The organism is Bacillus sp. FSL R7-0166 (assembly GCF_038008935.1).
Lineage (GTDB): Bacteria > Bacillota > Bacilli > Bacillales > Bacillaceae > Bacillus > Bacillus altitudinis.
Map to the genome: position 1 here is coordinate 612,639 of NZ_JBBPAC010000001.1, position 14,824 is coordinate 627,462.

The 14,824-nt window shown below is 34.8% G+C and carries 18 protein-coding genes and 2 pseudogenes; 18 read left to right on the forward strand and 2 right to left on the reverse strand.

Going from position 1 to position 14,824, the window contains the following annotated elements; genetic code table 11:
• Window positions 1-170: 170 nt before the first annotated feature.
• On the forward strand, window positions 171-1,331 hold the full coding sequence (locus tag NST01_RS03095; protein ID WP_144667750.1) for a response regulator aspartate phosphatase: 1,161 nt from the start codon (window positions 171-173) through the stop codon (window positions 1,329-1,331).
• Window positions 1,332-1,453: 122 nt separating this feature from the next.
• Here the strand turns inward: NST01_RS03095 and NST01_RS03100 are convergent, their stop codons facing one another.
• Together NST01_RS03100 and NST01_RS03105 are read right to left on the reverse strand one after the other, a co-directional pair.
• The gene (locus NST01_RS03100; RefSeq protein WP_144667753.1) at window positions 1,454-1,975 is read right to left on the reverse strand and encodes an ImmA/IrrE family metallo-endopeptidase; all 522 of its coding nucleotides are present in this window, start codon (window positions 1,973-1,975) and stop codon (window positions 1,454-1,456) included.
• Window positions 1,976-1,981: 6 nt separating this feature from the next.
• Window positions 1,982-2,359 (reverse strand): helix-turn-helix domain-containing protein, encoded by a 378-nt coding sequence (locus NST01_RS03105; protein ID WP_041115327.1) that lies wholly within the window; start codon window positions 2,357-2,359, stop codon window positions 1,982-1,984.
• A gap of 155 nt (window positions 2,360-2,514) precedes the next feature.
• Here NST01_RS03105 and NST01_RS03110 point away from each other — a divergent pair, with 155 nt between their 5' ends.
• From NST01_RS03110 to NST01_RS03190, 17 genes and pseudogenes are all read left to right on the forward strand, one after another.
• Complete coding sequence (locus NST01_RS03110; protein ID WP_144667757.1) at window positions 2,515-2,715, forward strand: ICEBs1 excisionase; 201 nt, start codon at window positions 2,515-2,517, stop codon at window positions 2,713-2,715.
• A complete protein-coding gene (locus NST01_RS03115; RefSeq protein WP_235673332.1) occupies window positions 2,702-2,944 on the forward strand; it encodes a hypothetical protein in 243 nt (80 codons plus the stop codon). The genes NST01_RS03110 and NST01_RS03115 overlap by 14 nt, the downstream gene beginning before the upstream one ends.
• 56 nt (window positions 2,945-3,000) lie before the next feature.
• Window positions 3,001-3,285, forward strand: a complete 285-nt coding sequence (locus tag NST01_RS03120; protein ID WP_144667760.1) for a hypothetical protein — start codon at window positions 3,001-3,003, stop codon at window positions 3,283-3,285.
• 360 nt (window positions 3,286-3,645) lie between these two features.
• Entirely contained in the window at window positions 3,646-4,023 is a 378-nt protein-coding gene (locus tag NST01_RS03125; protein WP_144667763.1) for a DUF961 family protein, read from the forward strand.
• A gap of 15 nt (window positions 4,024-4,038) precedes the next feature.
• Window positions 4,039-5,490 (forward strand): FtsK/SpoIIIE domain-containing protein, encoded by a 1,452-nt coding sequence (locus NST01_RS03130; protein ID WP_144667766.1) that lies wholly within the window; start codon window positions 4,039-4,041, stop codon window positions 5,488-5,490.
• A pseudogene (locus tag NST01_RS03135) lies at window positions 5,459-6,515 on the forward strand (replication initiation factor domain-containing protein). The gene NST01_RS03130 and the pseudogene NST01_RS03135 overlap by 32 nt, the downstream one beginning before the upstream one ends.
• Before the next feature lie 366 nt (window positions 6,516-6,881).
• Window positions 6,882-7,139 (forward strand): DUF3850 domain-containing protein, encoded by a 258-nt coding sequence (locus tag NST01_RS03140; protein ID WP_249476507.1) that lies wholly within the window; start codon window positions 6,882-6,884, stop codon window positions 7,137-7,139.
• A gap of 6 nt (window positions 7,140-7,145) precedes the next feature.
• Window positions 7,146-7,482: pseudogene (locus tag NST01_RS03145) on the forward strand (hypothetical protein).
• A gap of 21 nt (window positions 7,483-7,503) precedes the next feature.
• The gene (locus NST01_RS03150) at window positions 7,504-8,148 is read left to right on the forward strand and encodes a hypothetical protein (RefSeq protein WP_249476504.1); all 645 of its coding nucleotides are present in this window, start codon (window positions 7,504-7,506) and stop codon (window positions 8,146-8,148) included.
• A gap of 55 nt (window positions 8,149-8,203) precedes the next feature.
• Window positions 8,204-10,744, forward strand: coding sequence for a thioester domain-containing protein (locus NST01_RS03155; protein ID WP_341041477.1), 2,541 nt, complete (start codon window positions 8,204-8,206; stop codon window positions 10,742-10,744).
• A 351-nt stretch (window positions 10,745-11,095) separates the two neighbouring features.
• On the forward strand, window positions 11,096-11,380 hold the full coding sequence (locus NST01_RS03160) for a hypothetical protein (RefSeq protein WP_041115299.1): 285 nt from the start codon (window positions 11,096-11,098) through the stop codon (window positions 11,378-11,380).
• 16 nt (window positions 11,381-11,396) lie between these two features.
• Entirely contained in the window at window positions 11,397-11,678 is a 282-nt protein-coding gene (locus tag NST01_RS03165; RefSeq protein ID WP_181891262.1) for a hypothetical protein, read from the forward strand.
• A gap of 24 nt (window positions 11,679-11,702) precedes the next feature.
• Window positions 11,703-11,957, forward strand: coding sequence for a hypothetical protein (locus NST01_RS03170; RefSeq protein WP_044141477.1), 255 nt, complete (start codon window positions 11,703-11,705; stop codon window positions 11,955-11,957).
• A 49-nt stretch (window positions 11,958-12,006) separates the two neighbouring features.
• Window positions 12,007-12,276 carry a hypothetical protein gene (locus tag NST01_RS03175; protein WP_181891261.1) on the forward strand — a complete coding sequence of 90 codons (270 nt, stop codon included), beginning with the start codon at window positions 12,007-12,009 and terminating at the stop codon, window positions 12,274-12,276.
• A gap of 49 nt (window positions 12,277-12,325) precedes the next feature.
• Entirely contained in the window at window positions 12,326-12,718 is a 393-nt protein-coding gene (locus NST01_RS03180) for a hypothetical protein (RefSeq protein WP_012009108.1), read from the forward strand.
• Window positions 12,715-13,944, forward strand: a complete 1,230-nt coding sequence (locus tag NST01_RS03185) for a CpaF/VirB11 family protein (RefSeq protein ID WP_181891260.1) — start codon at window positions 12,715-12,717, stop codon at window positions 13,942-13,944. The genes NST01_RS03180 and NST01_RS03185 overlap by 4 nt, the downstream gene beginning before the upstream one ends.
• Window positions 13,931-14,743, forward strand: a complete 813-nt coding sequence (locus NST01_RS03190; RefSeq protein ID WP_181891259.1) for a hypothetical protein — start codon at window positions 13,931-13,933, stop codon at window positions 14,741-14,743. The genes NST01_RS03185 and NST01_RS03190 overlap by 14 nt, the downstream gene beginning before the upstream one ends.
• The last annotated feature ends 81 nt before the right edge of the window (window positions 14,744-14,824 follow it).

Consider the following 14,824-nt stretch of genomic DNA (forward strand, 5'->3'; position numbering starts at 1 on the left):
CTTGAAAAATTTACAATAGGTAAATATACTTGTTACATTATGGTTAATTAGTTATATTTTTGTTTGCGTTATTTTTTTTGGATTGTGTCGTATTCATCTTTAAGAAAAAAGGTGGATTTGAAATAATGGTGTAAATATTTAAATTAGCATGATTTAAAGGGGGGAAGGCAATGGATAAAATGATACCCTATGATTTAGTTGCCACCAAACTCAATTACTGGTATACAGCAATAAAAAATAACCGAATAGAACAGGCTGAATCTATAAAGGAAGAAGTCGTTGAAGAGCTAGACAATATGGAAGAAAATCCAGACGTATTTCTATATTATCAATTGCTTGAATTTAGACACTACATGATGATTAATGAAATTAATGTTCATGATATCAAAATGCTAGATGATGACTACTTGTCTCTGAGGAAAGTCGAGAGACAAGAAAACCTAACTGGAATGTTGGAATTTTATTTTTATTTCTTCATGGGGATGTATGAGTTCCGCAGAAATGAATTGAGCACAGCTATTAGTGCTTATAGGAAGGCTGAAAGCAAACTTGATGAAGTTGATGACATAATAGAAAAGGCGGATTTTTATTACAAAATGGCGCATGTTTATTATGCAAAAAAACAAACTTATTTTAGTTTAAATTATGCTGAAAGAGCTCTTAAAATTTATGATAAGAATGAAGAATACCTTGAACATTCTCTTAGATGTCGTTTCATTGTTGGTGGTAATTTAATTGATGATTTAAGGTATGATGAAGCTTTAGAGATATTTCTTCGAGTATTAGATACGGCTGAAAAGAAATCAGATTTTCTAATAAAAGGGATGGCCCACATAAATATTGGTGTATGTTATGATGAGCTGGAGGATTATGATAATGCTACTTTTCATTTAGATAAAGCCTTGGATATATTAGAAAATTATAAAAGAATATATTTGACAAAAATTTTATTTATGCTGACAAGGATTCATTGTAAAATTGGAAATTTAGAACAGGCGAAATATTTTTATTTTAAGGGAACCAAATACTCTGAACTTATGAATGATGAGGAATATCAACAGAAGTTCAAGGTTCTGACTGTTTTGTACTTTGAAGGTGATGAAAATCTGATTGATGAGTGCTTTGAGTATTTAACGAAGAAAAGGCTCTACGCTGATATTGAATACCTTTCAAATGATGTGGGTCAATATTATGAAAAGAATGGTGATTTTGAATTATCCACTTTTTATTATAAAATGAATATCGAGTCAAGATACCATATTAGGAAGGAAGTGAGAAAAAATAATGAAAAAGAAAAAGATGTTATTGATTATGTCTACACTGGTCATTAGTTTTTTAACATTTGCTTATGTTAGTGATGTACAACAATCTAAACATGATGTTGCTGAAAGAATAGTAGCTTAATAAAAAATCTCGTGTTAGTTCTTCTATTGAACAATAACACGAGATTTTTTTAAATTATTACAACATGGTTTTCATGGAAGTTTTCTCTTCTATTGTAAATAGAGAGCTTTTTATTTTGTTTATATTTGATCTTGGCTATTGCTAATGGAACATTATAACGTGTTGCAATTGTTTCAGCAGATAAATTTCTTATACAAAGGTTTGACCCTTTTAATAAACTATCTGGAAGCAATAGTTCTGCTGCGAAAGTATTTGCTTGGGATTCCAATTTACTTTCAAGGACAATTGAAGTTTTCTTTATCTTGAAAGTATTAAATTCCTTGTGCAAGAAGAAATGACCTAGTTCGTGGGCAAGTGTCGCTTGTTGATCATGAAAATCTAAGTTGTTGTTGAGGTGAATGAGATACTTATTTGCACCCTCATGATATTGTAAAAAACCATTAATTTTACTTCCTAAATTAGAAGGGAGTATTATTATATCTAACTTTTTTGATAGAACTTGTGGATCGTTTGATTGATGATCATTAATAACATGTTGTGCAATATGTTTAATTCTTTTATCTGTATACAACCCTTTTCACTCTTTCTTTTTTTTGGTCATTTCATCAACATAACGAATGCCGTTAATAAGAGCTTGTTTGATTAATTTGGCTGTTTCCTCATCAATGTCTGCGTTTTTCATTAATAGCAATGTATCTTCTTTTTCTAATTCTGCTAATGCATCATTTATTGTTTCTTCTACTTTTGAAGGCTTTCGTTTAGATTCTAATAAATAATCTGTTGACACATTATATAGATCGGCTAATTCTCTCAGCATTTCAGTGTCGGGGCTATTTCTTCCGTTTTCGTAATTAGATAAGACCTGTTGTCTGATGTTTAGTTTTTGTGCAGCATCTTTTTGAGTTTTAAAACCTGCATTTATTCTCGCCTTTTTTAACCTTTCTGCTAATGACATAATATCATTCCTCTGTAAAATAAAGTTTACAACGAAAAGTTGTATATATTTGAATTTTAACCTCTTTTCGATAAAAAAACATTGACTTCTCCTAAAAGGAGTAATAAAATATAATTAACAACAAAAAGGAGTAAAAATAAACAAAGGAGGCTAAAATGAAGGAATTTTTAGATGTGAATGACATTATGAAGATAATGGATGTTTCACAAAACAAAGCATACATGATGATTAGAGAATTAAATTCTCAATTAAAAGAAAATGGATTTAAAGTAATAAAAGGAAAAGTAAATAAGAGTTATTTTGAAAGTTGTTACTATGCAACTAAGGAGGTGGAGAATGTTGATGAGCAAGTCTAAAACAAACGACGTAATGAAAAAGGCTGTATCATTAGCAAAGCAGCTTGAGGGTAATTGGACAGCGAGAATGAAGATGGCACTTAATAATGCATATACAGAGCACTATTTATCGCAGCCATTGACACGAGAAGTAATTGAAAATTTGTTACTAAAAGGGATATCATTTCGACGAATCAAGAAACATTATAATGTCGGGATAAAAGAAATTTCTTCTCTTCTCGCTAAATGAATAGTGTGAGTTTACACCACTATAAAGCGTGAGAGAAAAGAGAGGTTGTGAAGTAATTGAGCCTTTTAGAATTTTTCAATCAATCTTTAAAAAGGTTTGAAAATGAAAAAGAACCAATTACATTTGCTCTAGCAGCAGTAATTCAAAAAAAGATTGATGAGTCGCTGCACGAAGAATATGAGGAATTTGATCAATGGTTTAGAAAAGCGTTTTATGATTCAGAGGGGAAGCCAATACAATATTTTAGGACACCTCTTGTAGATGAATCACCAGTCATATTTGGTGCTAAACCAAAAGTTATTCTTTTGAATGGCCCATATGTGGGTGGAGTATTTCTTTAAAAAAGGAATGAAGTTCTTTGAAAAATACATACAGACAAAAAAAGCGCCTTGATATTCATCAAGAACGCCTTAGATAAAACATAGACACTTTTATTATAAGGCTTCTTGATTGAAATGTCATGCGTGAGTATTTGACGATTAACGGCAATCATGTTTAATAATGCCGTAGCAGGCTAGAAAAAGCGTGTGGGATAGTTGTCACCATTAATCAACTTGATGATCATAAATGGTCTACTAGGTTGCCATGACTGGTTATGCTGTGAGCGACTGATAAGCGCCATGATGACAGTGTCGGAGCGATTTTATTTTTTAATAAACTAATAAAAAACGTGATGAACACGAATCAAAGGAGAACATAAAATGGAATTGAAATTTATTGTACCAAACAAAGAAGAAACTTTTGGAGATTGCAAATTCTTAGGATTTAAACGTGAAAAATTTGTTTATGATCAAGTCAATCAAAAAAGAACTGATGAATTAGAAAGCAGAACTTATAATCTAGCTGCTAGTTGTCAAGGTGGTCCCGTTGAAGTCGTCTTACCTTCTAATATTGAATTAAAGGAATATGACTTTATGCAAGATGTGGAATTGGTAAACCCTATTATTGAAGCAAGAGTGGACAATGGTGGTCGGTTTGGTACGCTCGTTTGGACTATTCTTGCAGAAGATATTCGACTCAAAGGTTCAAATGCTAATGCTGCAAAAGCAACAGCCCCAGTAACGAATGACAAAAAGTAATAGTGTTAGGAGTGCATGACCATTTCTAAGCTATGGAAGTATAAAGGGACAAAGATTCGTCCTAGACATAAAAATAACGTTTTAAAAACAGGTGCATTAATAAGTGTGCCTGTTTTTTTGTTGCTGATGACTCTTTTTTGGAAAGATCATCTTTGGATTATATATGATAAGGGTTTAGAGGATACATTTCAAAGCTTCACCTTTAATAAGCCGTTAATTATTAAAAGTTTATTGGTGTCTCTTATAGTACCTGCGGCTTTAATTTTTGTATGGTATTACATCTTTCATCATAACTACAAAAAAATCTATCACAGACAGAAAATAGCACGAATGATATTTTCTAATAAATTCTATGATACAAAAAACGTAAAGAGTAAAGTGACTGATAGGATGATTCAAAAAATCTCCTATTTTCCTAGGTTTTATTATAGGGTCAAGGATAATCATTATATTTTTATCAAAATTGCTATGGATATGAGCAGGTTCCAGTCTCGATTTATGGAATTAGGGAAGGAATTCGAGAATGGGTTCTTTTGTGATTTAGTCTCTACAGATATGGAAGATGGTTTTTTCACCTATAAGCTGCTATATGATGCAGGGAAAAACCGTATATCTATTGATGACGCTATAGTAAATAAAGGCTCTATGAAGCTAATGCAGCATATTGATTGGGCATTTGATAAGTTACCGCACATGCTGATTTCTGGGGGAACAGGTGGAGGGAAAACATATTTTATACTGACTCTGGTAAAGTCCCTTGTTGCATCAGGTGCAGATGTGCGTATATTAGACCCTAAAAATGCTGATTTGGCTGATTTAGAAGGAATTTTTGATCGGAAAGTGTTTTCTCGTAAAAACGGAATTATGATGACCTTGCAAAATTCTGTTGAGGACATGATGCAAAGAATGGATGATATGAAAAAACATCCGAATTATAGGACTGGGGAAAACTATGCTTATTTGGGATATAAACCTGTATTTATCATATTCGATGAATACGTTGCATTCATGGATATGCTTGATTTTAAGGAACGTGATAAAGCGATACAGAGCGTTAAGCAAATTGTAATGCTAGGTAGACAGGCAGGTTTTTTTCTCATTGCTGGTGCTCAAAGACCAGATGCTAAATACTTTGCTGACGGAATAAGAGACCAGTTTAATTTCAGAGTGTCTTTGGGAAAAATGAGCGAAACGGGTTACGGTATGTTGTTTGGTGACACTGATAAAAAATTTGTTGAAAAGGATATTAAAGGTAGAGGATACGCCTATGCAGGATCGGGAAATATTATGGAATTTTACAGCCCTTTAATACCAAGTGGCTATGATTTCCTAGAAGAAATCCGACTTGCTAAAGGAGCGCAGGGCGCGCAGACGGCGACAGCCGCAAGCGACAGCGAAAGCGCCCGAAGTGACTTAGGAGGAGTGAGTGTAGCGAATGACGGGGAAAGTGAAACCCCCCCACGCTAACAGGGGGGTAGTAATGTAAAATGGATAGAATAGAAAGTGCTGAAAATCCTTTAGTATCAATGGTTGACTACATACGTGTTAGTTTTAAAACACATGATGTAGATGACATAATCGAAAATATTTTGCACATCAGTAAGGATTTTATGACAGAGAAACAAACTGGTTTTTATGGTTATGTGGGCACTTGGGAAATGGATATGATTAAAGTGTTCTACAGTGCCGAAGGTGATGACAGAGGAACTTTAATAGAGTTTTCTGGTAAAGGATGCAGACAGTTCGAATCCTTCTTAGATTGCCGAAAAAAGACATGGTTTGATTTTTTTCAAGAGTGCCTTGATAGAAAAGGTAAATTCACAAGATTGGATTTAGCAATTGACGACAAAAAAACGTATTTTTCTATTCCAGAGCTATTACAAAAAGCTCAACAGGGTGAATGTATTTCTCGTTTTAGAAAGTCTGACTATAATGGTTCATTCAGTTTAAACGATGGGCTATTGGGTGGAACAACTATGTATTTCGGTTCTAAAAAATCGGAAGCATATTTGTGCTTTTATCAAAAGGGTCATGAACAAGCTGAAAAATATAATATTCCATATGAAGAAATTGAGGATTGGAATAGATATGAAATCCGTTTAAAAAATGATAGAGCACAAACGGCTGTGTGTGAGTTGATAAAAGAACGAGATTTAACTTATATAGCATTGCAGATCATCAACAATTATATAAAGTTTGTTGATCCTACTGAAAGAGAAAGACGATTTTGGGAACCAAGTGAATTTTGGTCAAGATTTGTCGGTGATGTCGGCAAACTTAGCTTGTACATGAAACCAGAAAATGACTTTTATGAAAAGTCCCGTAACTGGTTGAAAAATAGTTGTGCTCCCACAATGAAGATGATTTTAGAAGCTGATAAAGCATTGGGTGAAAATGACTTATCTGATATGATCTTGAATGCAAAATTACAAGATAAGCATGAAAAAATGTTGGAAACATTCTTAACGCCAATTCATGAAATGGTGGTTTAATTTTAGGGGCTTGCTGTTATTAAACACAGGTGATGCGAATATCGCTTGTGTCAACGGTACCGGAACGTAGTGAGGATAAGGAGTTGAAACAATCAGCGTCCCCAATACCCTTTTAATGTCTCAAAAGGTCACCACACCTTTTGAGCTGCCTACCGGCGAGGGAGTCCCCCATGAGTGGGGGAATAGGGGGATGAGTTTTTAATCTTGAGGGGGTTCTGTTTTTGGAAGTGCTGATGTTCATGCTTGGCGGAATTACACCAATTTTACTTTTGATGCTTGAAATAAAGAGAGATATGTAAAAAAAGATCATTAAAGGATAGTCGAAAGACTGTCCTTTTTTGTTTGGATAAGAAAGGGGAGATTTTCTTGAAGGAAGGATTTCATGAATTAAAAATACTACCTCAATACTTTTGGGCTTGTAAAACAGGTCACAAATGCTTTGAAATACGAAAAAATGATAGGGATTTTAAAGTGGGGGATTTGATTCAATTACGTGAGTATAAAGATGGGAATTATACAGGAAGGTGCGTATTAGGGAGAATTAGCTTCATTACGGACTATCAGCAGCAGGATGATTATGTTGTCTTGAATTTTAAAAGACTTAAATTGGATCAAGCTGTGTGAGGTAACATGGGCCAATGGAAAGGTTTAGATCATAGGCTGAATAATTTGGGTTTTATGGTTGGTGTTCCTTCTTTGGTGTACGAAAGGCAATTGAGCCGTGAATGGTTTTTGATAGTAGAGGGAGAAAGGTTAAAAGGGTTTTCAGAGTACCGGTACTCCTTTTATAAAACTAAATTTTTGAAAGATGGAAGGATGACCAGTACTAAAGTGTTTTTAGAAAGAAGTAGTGTGCGACAGGTTTATAATAAAGTGCTAAATTATATCAATTATTTGGAAAATAACTAAACTTTTTGATGTAAAAAAGTGCAAAAAATGGTATAATTGTATTAAGAATAAAACGTAAAAAGAAGGAGTCGGGGAGACTATGAAAGCGAAAAAAGTTGTAATTAGTCTAGGGTTGGCGGGCGTTTTAGTTGGTGGAACTATTTGGGGGTTCTCTGCTAATGCTAAAAATGAAGCGAAGCAAGAAACACAAGATAAACAGGAAACCAAAACGGCTGCTGCTGTAAAAGAAACAAAGGAAACGAAAAAAGAAGTGAAGAAGAAGGAAGTAAAAGAAGTTAAAAAATCTAAACCTAAAAAGGTAAAGAAAGTAGAAAAGAAACAAAAGCAGGTTATTAGTGAGCAGCCTAAACAAAAAGAAAGAATCGTTGCTTCCAATGAACCGAAAAAGAATAACAATAATAGTGTTAGTGAAGCTCCTGTGAAAAAACAACAAACGCAAGTATATAGAAATACTACTGGTTCTTCCAGTCCTTCAAAAAATGTTCAGCCCAAAAAGAAATACGTGAGTAATGGCGGTTCAAATCAAAGTAAATCCAGTGCGCCTAAAAAATCAACTGCTGTTCCTAAAAAAACGCCTGCAAATAATTCTACAAGTAACGGAAAGAAAACAGGACAAGGAAAGATTGAAAATCATGCTGGAAGTGGAGAAAGCACTTATTCATATGACAAACACACTTACAGTGAAAAAGATTTGGATGTTCCTTGGGATGAATTGAATAAATAAAAGTTAAGGGTATTCTTCGGAATATCCTTTTCTTTTTGAAAAGAAGGAGTTGTTAGTGTTATTGAAAAAGGCTCTGTTGATATTTTTATCACTTACTCTTTTCTCTCTACTCTTTACTATTCAAAGGGATGACAGACCAATAGATAGCAACCAAACGCTAGGATTATCTATAAATGAAGATGGTTTTCTAGTAATGGGTGGTCAATCGCTTTATATGAAAGTTAGTGGCGATTATGAAAAAGCAAAATTCGATAAATTATTAAATGATGGTGATATTGGTCAAACTCTTCTAATAGAAAAAGAGATTGAGAAAAAGAAGAAAGGATTGCTTTCATTGGCCTTTGATTTTATTTCATTAAAAAAGGCGGATGCAGCACCACCGAAAATAACGTATTTAGGAAAGATCAATTATGGTGGTTCGGTTGTTGGGAAATTTAAGGTTGATGGTAAGATTGCTTTTTGTTTTCAGCACTCTAAACCTACCCCTGGTACTGGGGCGAAATATGATGAATCTGTTCCATATAATAATGAAAAGGTGCAAAGGGCGCTTTATTATGGATGGGGTGGTCAAGAGAACATTTTTAAAGACAGTGAGGAAGATTTGGGTATAGTTGTTACTTCATTAGTATTAGATCGAATTTATTCAAATGGTGGCAGTGGTAAGAATTTAAAGAAGTATGATGAGCTGTGGGATAAAGTGATTAATGGTGAAGTGCCTGATAATAGAACGACTTTCTCCAAAAGAAAACTTGCTGTTTCTGTAAAAGGAAACAAACAAGTGACAGAATCCACAACGTTTAAATCGCATAAATCAAATAGTGTAAACATAAAAGTTCCTAGCAATGTGACAATTATTAATGAAAGTACAGGGAAAAAGATTACTGGTGGAAAAATGATTGTTCATGGAAATGAAAGGATAAGATTAGAAGCTGGTATGGGGGTTGGATTGAATTATTCTACTGGTGACCTTTATGGAAGTAAGAGAGAAAGGTATCAGCCTTTGATTACAAAGCCTGTGGGTGGAAATACACAAGTTTTGGGAATGATGGACGTATATAGAGACCCAGATGATAAGACGTCTTTTACCGCAAAATTTGAAGTGCGCCAGAAGAAAATCAATGTGCAGCACATTGATAAATATTCTGGAGAAGTCTTGGAAAAGGAGAGCTATACAAGAAACATAGGTTCAACGTATTCATTTTCGCCTAAAAAATCCATTGCAAAAGGGAAAGAAAAATTTATTCCTGTGAACACAAATAAGAAAACAGGCACATTAGGCAGCAAAGATGTGACGATCAAGTTTTATTACAACCTGGAGAGGTCTGTGACGGTTAATTATTATGACAACCGTACAGGTGAAAAAATTAAGGAAAGTAAGAAATACAAAAAGGTGCGTGGAGAAAAGTATTCAGAAAAGCACCCTTCTATCAAAAGTGGAGAATACAAGTATCGTTATATAAGAACTGATGGAGACAAAGAAAGTGGAACGATTGGCGGCAAGAATATTGTCATCAATTATCATTATGATAAGCCATTGGCAAAGCTGTCATTTGATAAGTTGCAAATCTACACAGCTAAATCCACAAAGGGTTTACCTGTGAAAGTTCATCTGTCTAAAGAAATGAATTATAAGACCACTTTAAAAGATTTTGAAGAAAAGAAAATCACAGTAGGCATGTACTTGAAGGATAAGAAAATCGTTTCTAAAACATATTCGGCGAAAGAGCTACCTAAGAAAATAGAAATGACAATACCATCTGACGGTTTGAAGGCTGCTGTTAAAAATCTCTATACTGTGAAATTTACAGGCTTCAACAAAAATGATTTTAAAATTGATGCTGCATCTACATTGAGTACCGATGGATATGCAGCAAGCGAAAAAACGATCAAGGCAACTTCTGAAAAGCAAAAAGAATTTTCATACAAAGGCGTTGTAATGACTGAAAAAACGCCATCAGCAGGAAAGGTTTATTATGAAACACTTACTTTCCCATTAGCGAAAATTGAAAAGAAGAAAACAGGCTATGGATTCGAGCGAAAGGTGAATCTTCATTATGAAAATGAAATTGGCGGCAGCATTCAGCCATCATTTGACTTTGAAGTTCCCACACGTTTAGTCGATAGTTATTTGACGTACAAAAAAAGCGGTGATCGCTCATTGATCACTATGGAACAAACGAAAGCCATTAACAAAAAACAGGGTGAAACGTCAGTCCATGACCTTGTGTATGAGCTTCCTCATATCAATGTGGAAAGACACACAGGCAGCTTGTTTAGTGATGAACAAGTTGAAAATAAAGACAAAAGAATTGCGCATGAGCTTGTTGATGGTGGACGTAAATTCTATTCTCCAATTTGGGCGGAGTTAGGAAAATACGATACAAAAATCAAGTCAAAACCAATGGGTGTAAATCTGGTCAAAACGGAAGTAACAGAACAATTGGAGCTTTACGCTTCTATGTATGCTCACATGGACAGTAAAACCATAGATCAAGATGAAGTGTTGCTGAAACCTGTTTATGCTGGCAACCCTTTTCCTAATGGTCTGCCAGAAGGGTGGACTAAAAAGGATTTAGATTGGGTTATGTCTCGTTAACACTAATAAACACAGGTGATGCGATTAAGGCTTGTGTCAACGGTAAGCGCACCGCAGGGAGCATTAAGGAGTTGAAACAATCAGCGCCCCCAAAACCCTTTTAATGTCTCAAAAGGTCATCACACCTTTTGAGCTGCCTACCGGCGAGGGAGTCCCCCGAAGAATCGGGGGAATAGGGGGATGAGTTCTTAATTTTGAGGGGTGGTGTTTTTGGAAATGCTGCTGTGCATCCTTGGCGGAATAACACCAATTTTACTTTTAATGCTTGAAATAAAGAGAGATATGTAAAAAAGATTTTAAAGGATAGTCAATAGGCTGTCCTTTTTGTTTTTTAAAAAGGAGGAAAAAACAATGATCTTAAATTTTGCTAACGGTTTACAATTTGCTAGTGAGCTAAGAGAGATTGAAAAAAAGGCTAGAATTGCATGGGAAAGTATCTGGTTAGAAGCGACAGATCAAATTAGGTCTGCTAGGACTATTGAAGAATTTCTTGGAACGATTACCGTTCGCAAGAAAATTGAAATGGATGGAAAGGAATCTATTTTGAAAGTGGATTTTGAAGCCCAATTTCCAGAAGAGAGAGACGGAGAAACATATGTTGATGTTTTTTATCAAGGGTTTGAACTACAAGATTAATGAAGGGGGGATATAAATGGCTTTTGTTTTTGAGAACATTTCAAAATTTGAAAGTGAACTAAAAAAAGTTGGATGCACTTTCCCTAGTGGTTCATTTTTAAAGGCGGTACGTAAAAATGTAGAAGCTGGGGCGGTCTCGTTTGATGTTGGGACAGAAATTGAAGAAGGTGAAGAGACTTATAATTTAAGAGTTTTCTTTTCAATAGAAGAGCCAAGCGAAGAAGTTGAAACGCCTATTGCTGCTTTGCCGATTTGCAGTTTTGATTGTTTGTGGCTGGAAAAAAAGAATGAAGATTAAAGATAAATAAGGAGGTATTGAAAATTGAGCTATGACTTAAAGAATCAAAATGACTTGGTAAATGAGTTAGAAAGAGTTGGATGTTTAGGGGTCTATCACAACATTATGATGGAACTCGATTATTTTCCGGCAGATGAGAATGCGACCGTTGTTGAATTTGTCAAAATTGAAGGAGTTCGCCATAGACTAGCGGTGACTTTTGTACGCAATGAAGGAAAAGGAGATCATCTTTGGAGATCATGGTCATTTGATCATTTGACCTTAGAAAAAAGAGAATGAGAAGCTACTGGCTCTATAACTAATTCTTTTGAAAGGAGGTGCATAATTAATGAATTTTATTTTCAAAGAAAGTAGTAAGTTGAGAGATGAGCTAGAAAAAGTTGATTGCTTGTTCTGCTTTGATAATGTCATTGAAGAAATGGGAGACTACAAAAGTCATATCAAGGAGTCGGAAAATGTTGTTTTTCATTATCCTATCATAGATAAAGATGATCGTAGGGCACGCTTAGATGTCTCTGTTCTAGTTGCTCCTGTAGAAGATGCACCAGGATGTAATGAATTTATCTTTCAACATTTAGAATTGCATCAAGGTTTATAAAATCGGAAGATAAGCGTTAAAAAATGGTTTTTGAAGGGAGGGAGGGGAGTTGAAAGGTGTACCATTAATTCTTCTGATGGTGGCGGTTATCCTTTTTATTGTGGGTGCGACTACTTACTATTATGTTGCTGATTATAAGCAACATAGCATAATCGCTACAATGAATGAATCGGCACGTATAGCGAGCCTTAGAAACGTAGATAACAGTATTAGAATAGAAGAAGGAAAAGTTGAATTGTCACAGAGGGCTTTCGAATTGAATTTCGAAAGTTCTTTTAATGAGAAAAACAACGTGGAACTTGGAAAAACATCTTTCAAATATAAGTACCTCAAAGGTGCTGATGAAAAAATGAAAGCTGTAAAGATTATATTAACCGATCAAAAAAATAAAGAATATCGAACTACACTGGTTGTCGATAAACCGAAGGGAGATCGTAAATGATTACTGAAATTGAGGAACAAAAGAAGCTACTGGAGGATGTACGAAAACATTTAAAACTAAATCATCCTTCGGAATTATTAAAAGCCTTTGTCGATCTTGAAGCAAGGGGAAAAGTGAATGAGGTGGTCAAGAAAGACTTTCCTCATTTGAGTAATGAAGAATTAAAATTTGTCGTGGCGGAAGTCGTTGGCTTAGGGGTCATTGAAAAGATCATTGATGAGTATGAGGGCGTAACAGACATTTCGTATAACGGTACACATCTTGACGTCATTACGAATCAAGGGAAATTCCGTTATGGAGAAATCGAAGAATCATACATTATCAAGATCATTCAAAAATTCGCTAATGCCTGCCGCAAAGAATTCACCCGAAAAAATCCTATCTTGGATGCTTCGTTTTCTAATTTGCGTTTAAATGCTGTTCATAAGGAGATTGCGCAATATGGTACAACAATGGCACTTCGGGTCGTCAGACCAAAATTAGCTTTACATCAAGAGAACTTTAAATCTTTTGCTCCAGATTATATTTTCGATTTATTGAAAGCGATAGTGGCTTCTAAATCTAACGTCACAATTGCTGGTGGAACTGGAACAGGTAAAACCGAGCTGCAAAAACTTCTGTTATCGTTTGTTGAGTACAAAGATCATATTGTCATGATTGAAGATACTCCTGAGAGCCATGCGAAAATCCTTTTTCCTAAAAAGGACATTAAATCATGGATCACTAATCCTTCAATAAACATTGAAATGTTGGTGAAAGCAGGTTTAAGAAATAACCCTGCTTGGCAGGTTGTTTCAGAGACACGAGGTCAAGAAGCATATGAAATGATGCAAGGGATTTTAACGGGTCACAGATTGATTACAACATTGCACGCTGTTAATGCTCGTGCTATACCATCACGACTTATTAATATGATGAAAATGGGTTACGACATTGACGAAACATCTATGAGGGAGGATATTTTCCGTTATCTAAATTTCGGGATTCATATTGAAAAAATTGAAGATGGAGAAGGGCGTATGGAAAGGTATTTGAAAGAAATCGTGGAGTTTTTGCCGAATGGTGAAGTCTTGACGGTTTTTCGTTGTGATCTCACCAATAAAGGATTTGAATATGTGCTGGGTAAGGTGAGTAGCATTTTCATGAAACGAATGATGGAAAAACGTGTGGATATTCAACTTCAAAACAAAATTATAGATGGGTGGGGGGTCCATGAAATTTCGTAAAAAGAAGCTCTATAGCTTAGAGGAAATACGTGCCATGTCTATAGCATTTGGTCAGCCATTACAAAAAAGAGAATATGCAAAATTTATTTTGATTCCATTTGTGTGTTTTGCAGGATTAACTTATTTACTTTTTCATTATTGGTGGATGGCAATTCTTGCAGGATTGATTGGTGGTTCGTATGGTTGGTTTTATCAGTTGCGAAGAAAAGTCAAAAATGATTATGAAATGGCAGCTTTTCTAGAAAGAAACAGGTTTTTAAATAATATGACCCAATTATTGACGAATGATGACATGCCATTGATAGAGGCCTTTTCTGCATGTGCTCAATATGCAGAAGGTGAATTGAAACAAAAGCTCATTGATCTTCAAATAACTTTAGTTGATTCAGATGAAAAGGAGATCGTGAAGGCTTTTAAAAGTTTGAGGAATGCATATAAAAATGATGTGCAATTCGATCAATATATAGAGCAGCTAGGAATCATGTTTGTTGAGGGGCGCACATCAATTTTGACGCTCAAAGATACAAAAGATTATCATAATAAAGTTTTGTTGAAACAGCAAAGATTTATTGAAGATAAGCAGCAACATAAGAAAGACTTTAGAACAATGATTCTCTATTCAATAGGGTTTATTGTAGGTATTATGCTTTCATTTACCCTAAAGAAATACGTTGATATTTACGCACATGCCTTAGTGGGGATGATAGCGAATACGGTTTACCTATCTATCATTTTCTATGTCTATCATCAGTTTAATCAAAGGTATTTTGATGATGCTGTAACGGAGGTGAGAATCTAAAAACATGAAAAACGAGAAGGCGAAACAGACGGTCAAACAAAAGACGGTCTTTTCTTTTTGGGAAAAAATCGGGGAAAGTAA

What these genes read in the sequence shown, in the direction of transcription:
- NST01_RS03095 (WP_144667750.1), top strand. Translation starts at nt 171, where the DNA reads ATGGATAAAATGATACCCTATGATTTAGTTGCCACCAAACTCAATTAC.
- NST01_RS03105 (WP_041115327.1), bottom strand. Translation starts at nt 2,359, where the DNA reads ATGTCATTAGCAGAAAGGTTAAAAAAGGCGAGAATAAATGCAGGTTTT.
- NST01_RS03110 (WP_144667757.1), top strand. Translation starts at nt 2,515, where the DNA reads ATGAAGGAATTTTTAGATGTGAATGACATTATGAAGATAATGGATGTT.
- NST01_RS03115 (WP_235673332.1), top strand. Translation starts at nt 2,702, where the DNA reads ATGAGCAAGTCTAAAACAAACGACGTAATGAAAAAGGCTGTATCATTA.
- NST01_RS03125 (WP_144667763.1), top strand. Translation starts at nt 3,646, where the DNA reads ATGGAATTGAAATTTATTGTACCAAACAAAGAAGAAACTTTTGGAGAT.
- NST01_RS03130 (WP_144667766.1), top strand. Translation starts at nt 4,039, where the DNA reads ATGACCATTTCTAAGCTATGGAAGTATAAAGGGACAAAGATTCGTCCT.
- NST01_RS03150 (WP_249476504.1), top strand. Translation starts at nt 7,504, where the DNA reads ATGAAAGCGAAAAAAGTTGTAATTAGTCTAGGGTTGGCGGGCGTTTTA.
- NST01_RS03160 (WP_041115299.1), top strand. Translation starts at nt 11,096, where the DNA reads ATGATCTTAAATTTTGCTAACGGTTTACAATTTGCTAGTGAGCTAAGA.
- NST01_RS03165 (WP_181891262.1), top strand. Translation starts at nt 11,397, where the DNA reads ATGGCTTTTGTTTTTGAGAACATTTCAAAATTTGAAAGTGAACTAAAA.
- NST01_RS03175 (WP_181891261.1), top strand. Translation starts at nt 12,007, where the DNA reads ATGAATTTTATTTTCAAAGAAAGTAGTAAGTTGAGAGATGAGCTAGAA.
- NST01_RS03185 (WP_181891260.1), top strand. Translation starts at nt 12,715, where the DNA reads ATGATTACTGAAATTGAGGAACAAAAGAAGCTACTGGAGGATGTACGA.
- NST01_RS03190 (WP_181891259.1), top strand. Translation starts at nt 13,931, where the DNA reads ATGAAATTTCGTAAAAAGAAGCTCTATAGCTTAGAGGAAATACGTGCC.